The organism is Streptomyces minutiscleroticus, from assembly GCF_014650875.1.
GTDB classification, from domain to species: Bacteria; Actinomycetota; Actinomycetes; order Streptomycetales; family Streptomycetaceae; genus Streptomyces; species Streptomyces minutiscleroticus.
The window spans coordinates 1-11,916 of sequence record NZ_BMVU01000003.1; the positions used below are offsets into that span (position 1 = coordinate 1).

The 11,916-nt window shown below is 76.0% G+C and carries 3 protein-coding genes; 2 read left to right on the top strand and 1 reads right to left on the bottom strand.

Annotated features, from left to right (window positions below):
- Positions 1–715, bottom strand: a 715-nt coding sequence (locus IE271_RS05285; RefSeq protein WP_190189002.1) for an ATP-binding protein, incomplete at its 3' end; no start/stop codon positions are given.
- A 919-nt stretch (positions 716–1,634) separates the two neighbouring features.
- Between IE271_RS05285 and IE271_RS05290 the strand changes: the two genes are divergently transcribed.
- Both IE271_RS05290 and IE271_RS05295 read left to right on the top strand, forming a co-directional pair.
- Complete coding sequence (locus IE271_RS05290) at positions 1,635–7,106, top strand: type I polyketide synthase (RefSeq protein ID WP_190189003.1); 5,472 nt, start codon at positions 1,635–1,637, stop codon at positions 7,104–7,106.
- The gene (locus tag IE271_RS05295) at positions 7,103–11,857 is read left to right on the top strand and encodes a type I polyketide synthase (protein WP_444546136.1); all 4,755 of its coding nucleotides are present in this window, start codon (positions 7,103–7,105) and stop codon (positions 11,855–11,857) included. Before IE271_RS05290 ends, IE271_RS05295 begins: the two co-directional genes overlap by 4 nt.
- Positions 11,858–11,916 lie beyond the last annotated feature (59 nt).

Here is an 11,916-nt window from a genome sequence, read left to right on the forward strand (position 1 = left end):
CGTCCAGCAGGGCGTGCACCAGCAGGGGACTGCCCGCGGTCGCCCGGTGGTAGGCGCGGCCGACGTTGCCGGGCAGCACGCGGCCCGCCTGGGCGGCGAGCAGTTCGCCGACGCCCTGTTCCGACAGGGGGGCGAGCCGTACGCGGTGGTGCGGCTGGCGGATCAGCTCCGCGTGGACACCGGTGCGCGCGGCGCCGGCCCGTCCCTCCGTGGCGCACACGACGAGCACCTTGCGGAAACGGCTGCGGCGCAGCAGCTGGACCAGCACGGCGAGCGACGCCCGGTCCATCAGGTGGGCGTCGTCGACGGCCACGACCAGGGAGCGCTCCCCGTCGGCGAGCCGCAGGAGGGCGTCGGCCGCCTCGTGTCCCACGGGCCCGAGAGCGGCTTTGCGCTTGTGCACGTCGAGTCGGGGGAATTTCTCCTCGGCGCCCCCCGCAGGACGCGTGCCGTTACACGTCGCGTACGCCATGTCGCCGTCGGGGGTTAATTGCCGTATCAGGCTCATCGGCCGGTCCTGATCGGCGGCGTTGGCCGTACCGGTCAGTATGCGGGTGCTCCCTCTGCCGAGCGTCGTCAGGAATTCATGAATGAGTTCGGTCTTTCCGGAGCCGGGGCCGCCCGTGACGATCACGAGCCGGCCGTTTCCGCGGGCGCTCTCGTCGAACGCTTCGCTCAGGGTCCGCAGTTCTCTGGTGCGGTCGAAAAGGCGCATCATGGTCCCCTGGTCCTGTTTCCCTGTGAGGTCGCGCCCCGTTTTCGTGTGTGACGTGGGGGGTGCGGTGCGACATGGTGTGGAGGGCCCGTGCGGGGCCGGCGCCGCCGCTGGACGGCGGCGTCGGCCCGGTCGGGCCCCGGCGGGGCGGTGCCTGACGGGACGCGTTGGGGGAGACGGGACGCGTCGGGCCGAAACCCTGGTCCGGGCCGGCGGTCCGGCCGTTCCGGCCCGTGCGAGGGCGCGTCCCGGGACGGGGCGTGCTCGTGCCGCCGCGGTGACTCCTCGCGCGCTCGCTCCTTCCGCCGGTGTGGTCAGAACGTGTGCCGTGGGAACGGCGACCCATCCTGGTGTTCCCCCGTTTTCCATCTGATGAAGACGGGCACTGCTTCATTGCAGTGCGGTGCCGGTTCGTTTCCGTTCGGTAACCGCTGCTTCGCCCGGAATACATGTGCGGAGTGGATCCCGGTCAATTCCGCTGTAATTCCATTCGGGCAGTTCGCGCTTTTATCGCCGGTCGGCGAAATCGGTCACCTGTTCATAGTGGGCAGAAAGGCTATCCGGCTGTTCCAATGTTGTCAACTGCACACTTGTGGCAGCCGGTTACTCCTTCAAGCCTCTCCCGCGGCACCCTTTCACATCCTATTGATTTACTGGTTTACCGGCCGGTAAAGGGTGGCGGGCGAGTGTGACGCTCGCGACATCGGGCACGAAGAAGCGTCTTCGTGCCCGTTCGGGCACCGCGCGCCGTGCTCCGGCCCCGGCGGGGCCCCGGGGCCCCTGGGGGCCGTAGGGGTATCGGGTGTCACCGCGATCTCCCTAGCCTCCGACAGCGGAGGGGGACAGCGGACCGGAACGCCGAGGGAGGCGGTCCGCACGACCGAGGCCCTCATTTCGATCTCGATCGGATGGCGCGCTGGTGAACAACGAAGAGCAACTGCTCGACTACCTCAGGCGGACGACCGCGGATCTGCGGGAGGCGCGGCGGCGGCTGCGCGAGAACGAGCAACGCGCACACGGCCCGGTCGCCGTCGTCGGCATCGGCTGCCGCTACCCCGGCGGGGTCACCACGCCGGAGGGCCTGTGGGACCTGGTGGCCACGGGCACCGACGCCGTGTCCGACTTCCCCGCCGACCGCGGCTGGGACGTCGACGCCCTCTACGACCCCGACCCGGCCAAGGCCGGCAGGACCTACGCCCGCACCGGCGGATTCCTGCACGACGCCGCCGACTTCGACCCCGACTTCTTCGGCATCGGGCCCCGCGAGGCACTCGCCATGGACCCCCAGCAGCGGCTGCTCCTCGAGACCTCCTTCGAGGCCTTCGAGCGGGCCGGCATCGTCCCGGCGTCCCTGCGCGGCAGCCGCACCGGCGTCTTCGCCGGCGTCATGTACAACGACTACGCCACCCGCCTCGCCTCCGTCCCCGACGACCTCGACGGCTACCTCGCCAACGGCAGCGCCGCGAGCATCGCCTCCGGACGCGTCGCCTACACCTTCGGCCTGGAGGGACCGGTCGTCACCGTCGACACCGCCTGCTCCTCCTCGCTGGTCGCCCTGCACTGGGCGGTGCGCGCGCTGCAGTCGGGCGAGTGCTCGCTCGCCCTGGCCGGCGGGGTCACCGTGATGTCCACGCCGGAGACCTTCGTCGACTTCAGCCGGCAGCGCGGTCTGGCACCGGACGGACGGTGCAAGGCGTTCGCGGCCTCCGCCGACGGCACCGGCTGGGGCGAGGGGGCCGGCATGCTGCTCCTCGAACGGCTCGCCGACGCCCGGCGCAACGGCCACCCCGTGCTCGCCGTCGTCCGCGGCAGCGCCGTCAACTCCGACGGCGCCAGCAGCCGCCTGACCGCGCCCAACGGCCCCTCCCAGCAGCGCGTCGTCCGCCAGGCCCTGGCCGGTGCCGGGCTCACCACCGCCGACGTGGACGTGGTGGAGGCGCACGGCACCGGCACCTCCCTCGGCGACCCCATCGAGGCGCAGGCCCTGCTGGCGACGTACGGCCAGGACCGCCCCGCGGACCGGCCGCTGCTGCTCGGCTCCGTCAAGTCCAACCTCGGGCACACGCAGGCCGCGGCGGGTGTCGCCGGCGTCATCAAGATGGTGATGGCCATGCGGCACGGCGAGGTGCCGCCCACCCTCCACGTCGACACCCCCACCGACCAGGTGGACTGGGACGCGGGAGCCGTCGAGCTGGTCCTGGAACGGCGCCCCTGGCCGGAGACCGGGCGGCCGCGGCGGTCCGCCGTCTCCTCGTTCGGCATCAGCGGCACGAACGCGCACGTCGTCCTCGAGCAGGCCCCCGCCGACGAGCCCGCGACCGCGGCCGGGCCGCAGGACGGACCGGACGCGGAACCGCGCGGACAGGGCGCGGAGCAGGGCGGACAGGGCGCGGTGCCGGACGGACGGGCCCGGGGGACGTTCGTGCCGTGGATCGTCACCGGCCGCACCCGCCGGGCCCTCGACGGCCAGCTGACGCGCCTGCGCGACCACCTCGCGGCGCACCCCGGCGAGCGCCCGGCCGACGTCGGGCTGTCCCTGGCCACCACCCGCTCCCGCTTCGAGCACCGGGCCGTCGCCGTCGGACGGGACACCGGCGAACTGCTCGCCGGGCTCACCGCCGCGCCCCCGCTCACCCGGACCGGCGGCAGGACGGCCTTCCTGTTCACCGGCCAGGGCTCGCAGCGGCCCGGCATGGGCCGTGCCCTGCACCGCGCCTTCCCCGTCTACGCCGAGGCGTTCGACGCGGTGTGCGCGCTGGCGGACCCGCAGCTGGAGCGGCCGCTGGCCGAGGTGATCGACCACGACGCGGACCTGCTCACCCGCACCGACTACGCGCAGGCCGCCGTCTTCGCCACCGAGGTGGCCCTCTACCGCCTCCTGGAGTCCTGGGGCGTGGTCCCCGACCACCTCGCCGGCCACTCCGTCGGCGAACTGGCCGCCGCGCACGTCGCCGGCGTGCTGTCGCTGCCGGACGCCGTCGCCCTGGTCCTCGCGCGCGGCCGGCTCATGGCCGCCCTGCCCGGGGGCGGCGCCATGGCGGCCCTGCGCGCGACCGAGGAGGAGGTCGCCCCGTACCTGGACGACCGGGTCGGCCTCGCCGCCGTCAACGGCCCCCGCTCGGTGGTCGTCTCCGGGACCGCGGAGGCCGTGGACGCGCTCGCCGCCCGCTTCGACCGGAGCAAGCGGCTGAAGGTGTCGCACGCCTTCCACTCGCCGCTGATGGAGCCGATGCTGGCCGACTTCGCCGAGGCCGCCGCCCGGTGCTCCTTCCACCCGCCGCGGCTCCCCGTCGTCTCCACGCTCACCGGCGCCGCCGCCGACCCCGCCCACCTGGCCACCCCCGGCTACTGGGTGGACCACGTCCGCCGCCCCGTACGCTTCGCCGACGCCCTCGGCACCCTGTACGGCCTCGGCGTACGGACGTTCCTCGAAGTGGGACCGGACGCGGCGCTGACCGCGCTCGCCGGGGAGTGCCTGCCCGAGGACGCCGTCGCCGTCGCCGGACTGCGCCGCGACGGCGACGAGGAGCGCGACCTGGTGGGCGCCGTCGCCCGGCTGCACGCGGCCGGCACCGCCGTGGACTGGGAGGCGTTCTTCGCCCCGCACGGCGCCCGGCGCACCGACCTGCCGACCTACGCCTTCCAGCGCACCCGCCTGTGGCTGGAGGCCGAGGCCGGCGGCAGCGGCGACGCGGACGGCCTCGGGCAGAGCGCCACCGGCCACCCGCTGCTGGCCGCGGCGGCCGACCTGCCCGACACCGGGGGAGCGGTCCTCACCGGCCGCCTCTCCCGCGCCACCCACCCCTGGCTGGCCGACCACGCCGTGCACGGGACCGTCCTGCTGCCCGGCACCGCCTTCGTCGAGATGGCCCTGCAGGCCGGGGAGCGCCTCGGCTGCGACACGGTCGGCGAACTCACCCTGCACGCCCCGCTGATCCTGCCCGAGCAGGGCGCCGTGGCCGTGCAGGTCGCCGTCGGCGAGGAGCGGGACGGGCAGCGGGAGGTGACCGTCTGGTCCCGCCGCGCCGACGCCCCGCAGACGCCGTGGACGCGCAACGCGGGCGGCGTCCTGACCACCGCCCCCGCCGACGGCGCGCCGCCGGCCGGCCTGACCGCCTGGCCCCCGGAGGGCGCCGAACCCGTCGACCTGGACGACCTCTACCCCGGGCTGGCCCGCACCGGCTACGGCTACGGAGAGGTCTTCCAGGGCCTGCGCGCCATGTGGCGCCGGGGCGACGAGCTGTTCGCCGAGGCCGCGCTGCCCGAGAAGGCCCGCGCCGGCGCCGCCGCGTTCGGCCTGCACCCGGCCCTGCTGGACGCCGTCCTCCACGTCAACCTGCTGGACCTGCCCGGTGGCCGGGCGGTGCTGCCGTTCGCCTGGGGCGGCGTCACCCTGCACGCGGCGGGCGCCGACGCCCTGCGCCTGCACCTGTCCCCGTCCGGGCCCGAGGCCGTGACCCTCGACCTCGCCGACGCCGCCGGCGCGCCCGTCGCCACCGTGCGCAGCCTCGTGGCCCGGCCCGTCTCCGCCGAGCAGCTCGCCGGGGACGCCGACGACCCGCTGTACCGGGTCGACCTCGTCCCGGCGCCCGGACCGGCGGACGCGCCCGTACCGGACCTGGCCGTGTGCGGCGACGGCGACGCCGGCCTCGACGCGCCCCGCCACCCGGACCTGGCCGCCCTCGCGGCCGCGGGCCCCGTGCCCGGCCTCGTCGTCCTGCCGGTGCCGCCCGCCCCCGACGGCCCGAGGGACCTGCCCGCCCTGGTGCGGGAGCGGGTGAACGCCACCCTGGACACGCTGCGCACATGGCTGGACGACGAGCGCTTCGCGGACCGCCGGCTGGCCGTGCTGCTGCGCTCCGGCGACCTCACGCACGCCCCGCTCCACGGCCTCGTACGCGCCGCCCACGCCGAGAACCCCGGACGGTTCCTGCTGGTCGACAGCGACGGCAGCGCCGCCCCCGGCCGGGCCCTCGCCACCGCCCTCGCCGCCGGGGAACCGGAGGTCGCGGTCCGCGACGGCGAGGTGCGCACCCCGCGGCTGGCCCGCGCCAAGCCCGGCGGCCCGCCCGCCTGGGACCCGGACGGCACCGTCCTGATCACCGGCGGCACCGGCGGCCTCGGCGCCCTGATCGCCCGTCACCTGGTCACCGAGCACGGCGTACGGCACCTGCTGCTGGCGGGGCGGCGCGGCGCGGACGCCCCCGGGGCGGCCGAGCTGCGCGAGGAACTGGCCGCGGCGGGCGCCGAGGTCACGCTCGCCCGCTGCGACGCCGCCGACCGCGACCAACTGGCCGCGCTGCTCGGCGCGCACGAGGTGCGGGCCGTGGTGCACGCCGCCGGCGTCGTCGACAACGGCGTCCTGGCCACGCTCGACGCGGACAAGGTCGCACGGGTGCTGCGGCCCAAGGTGGACGCCGCCTGGCACCTGCACGAGCTGACCCGCGACAAGGACCTGTCGGCGTTCGTCCTGCTGTCCTCCGCCGCCGGCCTGCTCGTCGGCGGCGGCCAGGCCAACTACGCCGCCGCGAACACCTTCCTCGACGGCCTCGCCGCCCACCGCCGCTCCCTCGGCCTGCCCGCCGTCTCCCTGGCGTACGGCCTGTGGTCGGAGGCGGGCGGCATGAGCGCCGGTATCGACACCGCCGACCTGGAGCGGCTGCGCCGGCTCGGCCTGCCGCCGCTCACCGCCGGGCAGGGGCTGCGCCTGTTCGACGCGGCACCCGGCGGCGAGGACGCCGTCCTGGTGCCCGTCCGGCTGGACGCCGCCGCGGTGCGGGCCCGCACCGACGGGGTCCCCGCGCTGCTGCGCGGCCTGGTGCGCCCCGCGCGGCGGCGCACCACCGGGTCCGCCGCGGGCGCGCCGGCCGCCTCCTGGCGCGAGCGCCTCGCGCCGCTGCCGGACGCCGAACGGGACCGCGCCCTGCTGGAGCTGGTGCGCACCCACGTCGCCGCCGTGCTCGGCCACCCCTCGCCGGAGGCGGTGGACCCGGGGCGCGCCTTCCAGGAGATGGGCTTCGACTCGCTCGCCGCCGTCGAACTGCGCAACCTCCTCGCCGGCGCCACCGGCCTGACCCTGCCGGCGACGCTGGTCTTCGACCAGCCCTCGCCGCGCGCGCTCGCCGCCCACCTCAAGGCCGCGCTCGTGCCCGGACCGGCCGACCTCACCCGGTCCGCCCTCGCCGGGCTGGACCGCCTCGAAGCCGAACTGCACGCCCTGCCCGACCGGGACGGCAGCCACGCCCGTGTCACCGCGCGTCTGGAGGCGCTCCTGCGCGGCTGGCAGGACACCCACGGCCGGAACGCCGAGCCCGTGCCGCCGGAGGACTTCGGCGGAGCCAGCGACGAAGAACTCTTCGCCAGGATCGACAACGAACTGGGAGCCCTGTGATGGAAGACCCGGCCACGGCGGACAAGCTCCGCGACTACCTCAAGCGGGCCACGACCGAGCTGGAGCGCAGCCGCCGCCGCGTACGGGAGCTGGAGGAGCAGGACCGCGAGCCCGTCGCCATCATCGGCATGGGCTGCCGCTACCCCGGCGGGGTGCGCACCCCCGAGGACCTGTGGCGCATCGTCGACGAGGGCGTCGACGTCGTCACCGAGTTCCCCACCGACCGAGGCTGGGACGTCGACGCGATCTACGACCCCGAGCCCGGCGCCCCCGGCAAGTCCTACGTGCGCCACGGCGGCTTCCTGCACGACGCCGCCGAGTGCGACCCGGCCTTCTTCGGCATCAGCCCCAAGGACGCGCCCGGCACCGACCCGCAGCAGCGGATGCTGCTCGAGGTCACCTGGGAGGCCTTCGAGCGGGCCGGCATCGACCCCACCACGGTGAAGGGCACCCCGACCGGCGTCTTCGTGGGCCTGATGCACCACGACTACGTCGGCGGCACCATCTCCGGCAGCATCGTCTCCGGCCGCATCGCCTACACCCTGGGCCTGGAGGGCCCGGCGGTCACCATGGACACCGCCTGCTCCTCCTCCCTGGTGGCGCTGCACCAGGCGATCCAGTCGCTGCGCAGGGGCGAGTGCTCCCTGGCGCTGGCGGGCGGCGCCGCCGTCATGGCGAGCCCCGAGATGTTCATCGAGTTCAGCGAGCGCCGGGCGCTGTCGCCCGACGGCCGCTGCCACTCCTTCTCCGACGACGCCGCGGGCGCCGCCTGGGCCGAGGGTGCCGGCATGCTGCTGGTGGAGCGGCTGTCCGACGCCCTGCGCAACGGGCACGAGGTGCTGGCCGTGGTCCGCGGCTCCGCCGTCAACCAGGACGGCGCCTCCAACGGCCTGACCGCGCCCAGCGGCCCGGCCCAGGTCCGCGTCATCCGGCAGGCCCTCGCCGACGCGCAGCTGGCCCCGCACCACATCGACGCGGTCGAGGCGCACGGCACCGGCACCACCCTCGGCGACCCCATCGAGGCCCAGTCCGTCATCGCCGCCTACGGGCAGGACCGCCCGGAGGGCCGGCCGGTCTGGCTGGGGTCCATCAAGTCCAACATGGGCCACCCGCAGGCCGCGGCCGGCGTCGGCGCCGTCATCAAGACGGTCATGGCGATGCGCCACGGCGTCCTGCCCAGGACCCTGCACGTGGAGAAGCCCAGCACCGCCGTCGACTGGAGTGCGGGCGACGTAAGGCTGCTCACCGAGGCCCGCCCCTGGGACACCGACGGCCGCCCGCGCCGCGCCGGGGTGTCCTCCTTCGGCATCTCCGGCACCAACGCCCACACCATCCTGGAGGAGGCGCCGCCCGTCGAGGCCGCCCCGCCGGCGGAGCGCGCCGCGCTGCCCGTCGTGCCGTGGGTCCTGTCCGGCAAGGGCTCCGACGCCGTACGGCGGCAGGCGGAGCGGCTCCTGGCGGTCGCCGGCGACCTGGACCCGTACGACGTCGGGTACTCGCTGACCACCACCCGCACCCTGTTCACCCACCGGGCCGCCGTCACCGGCCGCGACCGGGACGAGCTGCTGGCCGGCCTGCGCGCCGTCGCCGACGGCAGCCAGGCGGCCGTGACGGCCCCCGAACCGGGCCGGCTCGGCGTCCTCTTCTCCGGCCAGGGCTCGCAGCGGCCCGGCATGGGACGCACCCTGCACGCCGCGTTCCCGGTGTTCGCCGCCGCCCTCGACGAGATCTGCGCCGCGTTCGACGCCCACCTGGACCGGCCGCTGCGCGAGGTGATGTTCGAGGAGGCCGACCCGGCCTCCGCGGAGCTGAACCGGACCGTGTACACGCAGGCGGCCCTGTTCGCCTTCGAGACGGCCCTGTACCGGCTGCTCGAACACTGGGGCGTACGCCCCGACCTGCTCGCCGGGCACTCCATCGGCGAGGTGGTCGCCGCGCACGTCGCGGGCGTCCTGGACCTGGAGGACGCGGTCACCCTGGTGGCCGCCCGCGGCCGCCTCATGCAGGAGCTGCCGGCCGGCGGCGCGATGGTGTCCCTGCTGGCCGCCGAGGCCGAGGTCGCGCCGCTGCTCACCGACGGCGTCGACGTCGCGGCCGTCAACGGCCCGCGCGCGGTGGTCGTCTCCGGCGACGAGGAGGCCGTCCTCGCCGTCGCCGCGCGGGTGGAGAAGTCCACCCGGCTGAAGGTCTCGCACGCCTTCCACTCCCACCGCATGGAGCCCATGCTGGAGCCGTTCCGCCAGGTGCTCGCGGGCCTCACCTTCCACGAGCCCGCCCTGCCGGTCGTCTCCAACGTCACCGGTCGGATCGCCGACGAGCTCACCTCGCCCGAGTACTGGGTGCGCCACGTGCGCGAGGCCGTCCGCTTCCACGACGGCCTCACCTCCCTCGCCGCCGAGGGCGTCACCCGCTTCCTCGAGGTCGGCCCCGACGCGGTGCTCACCAACCTGGCGCAGGACGTGGTGCCGGACGCCGTCGGCACCCAGCGCCGCGACCGCCCCGAGGACGCCGCCCTCGTCGACGCCCTGTGCCGGCTGCACCTGACCGGCACCGGACCCGACTGGCGCACCGTCTTCGCCGGCGGCCGCAGGGTCGACCTGCCCACCTACCCCTTCCGCCGGGACCGGCACTGGGAGGACGCCCCCGTCCTGCAGGCCGAGCGCTCGGCCGCGGCCCGCTCGGGCGGCGACGCGGCCGACCCGTTCTGGGAGCTGGTGCGCGCGCAGGACGTGAGCGGCGTCGCCGCCGTCCTCGGCGTCGAGGAGGAGACGTCCGTCGCCGCCGTGGTGCCCGCCCTGGCCTCCTGGCACGAGCAGAACCGGGCCAACGCCGCCGCGGACGCCTGGCGCTACCGGGTCGCGTGGGAGCCGCTGGCCCCCGCCGCCACGCCCGCGCTCGGCGGACGCTGGCTGGCCGTCGTGCCCGCCTCCGCGGTCAGCGACCCGTGGACCACGGCCGTCCTGAGCGGCCTCGCCGACCGGGGCCTGCACGTCGAGACCCTCATGGTGTCCGACACCGCGGACCGGGCGGAGTTCGCCGAGTCGCTCGGCGGGCGCGGCGCCGTCGACGGCGTCCTGTCCCTGCTGGCCCCGGCGACGGAACTCACCGCGACCGCCGCCCTCGTGCAGGCCCTCGGGGACGCCGGGACCGACGCCCCGCTGTGGTGCGTCACCCGGGACGCCGTCGCCCACGGCACGACCGCCGCCGTCACCGGCCTCGACCAGGCGGGGGTGTGGGGCCTCGGCCGGGTCGCCGCCCTCGAGCACCCCGACCGCTGGGGCGGACTGGTGGACCTGCCCGCCGAGGTCGGGCCGCAGAGCGTCGCCCGGCTGGCCGCGCTGCTCGGCGACCCGGGCGGCGAGGACCAGGTCGTCGTCCGCGAGTCCGGCGCCTACGGCCGGCGCCTGGAGCACGCCCCCGCCCGCGCGGGCGCGCCGTGGAAGCCGTCCGGCACGGTGCTGGTCACCGGCGCCACCGGCGCGGTCGGCACCGCCGTCGCCCGCCGGCTCGCCGCCGAGGGCGCCGACCACCTGCTGCTGGTCTCCCGCCGCGGCGCGGACGCGCCCGGGGCGGCGGACCTGCGCGCGGAGCTGACCGCCGCGGGCACCCGGGTCACCCTCGCCGCCTGCGACGTCGCCGACCGCGCCGAACTGGCCGCGCTGCTGGACTCCGTACCGGCGGAGCACCCCCTGACCGCCGTGCTGCACCTGGCAGGCGTCCTCGACGACGGCGTCCTGGACGCGCTCACCCCCGACCGGTTCGCCAAGGTCCTCGCGCCCAAGGCGGACGCCGCCCGCACCCTGCACGAACTCACCGCGGACCTGGACCTGTCGGCGTTCGTGCTGTTCTCCTCCCTGACCGCCACCGTCGGCGGCGCGGGCCAGGCCAACTACGCCGCGGCCAACGCCTTCCTCGACGCCCTCGCCGAGCACCGGCGCGCGGCCGGACTGCCCGCCACCTCGGTGGCGTGGGGCCCCTGGGGCGGCGAGGGCATGGCGGCGCACGGCTCGGTGCGCTCGGCGGCCCGCGCGATGGGCATGTCCCTCCTCGACCCCGACCGCGCCCTCACCGCGCTGCACCGCGCCCTGGAGAGCGGCGACACCACCGTCACCGTCGCCGACGTCGACTGGTCGGTGTTCGCGCCCGCGTTCACCGCGACCCGGCCCAGCCCCCTGCTGTCCGCGCTGCCCGAGGCGCGCCCCGGTACGGGCGGGCAGGCCGCGCAGGCAGAGACCGACGGCTTCGCGCAGAGGCTCGCCGGGCTGACCGGCGGGGAGCGCGAACGCGCCCTGGTGGACCTGGTGTGCGGGCAGGCCGCCGCCGTCCTCGGCTACGGCGGAGCCGACGCGGTCGAGCCCACCACCGCCTTCCGCGACCTGGGCTTCGACTCGCTCACCTCGGTCGACCTGCGCAACCGCATCAGCACCGCCGCCGGGGTGGCGCTGCCGGCCACGCTCATCTTCGACTACGCCACCCCCGCCGCCCTCGCCAAGCACCTGGGCACCGAACTCGCGGGCGCCGACACCTCCGTGGACTCCGTCCTCGCCGAACTGGACCGGGTCGCGGCCCGGCTCGGCGGCCTGACCGCCGAGGACATCGAGCAGGGCCGGATCACCACCCGCCTGCAGACCCTGCTCAACGACCTGAACAAGACCCTCGGCCAGGACGACGGCGCCGTCACGGGCCGCCTGGAGGACGCCTCCGCGGACGACGTCTTCGCCTTCATCGACAACGAACTCGGCTCGGCGTGACCCAGCCCTCCCACGGCACCCCGGCCCGACCGCAGTCCACCTCTTCGCACAGGAGTGGC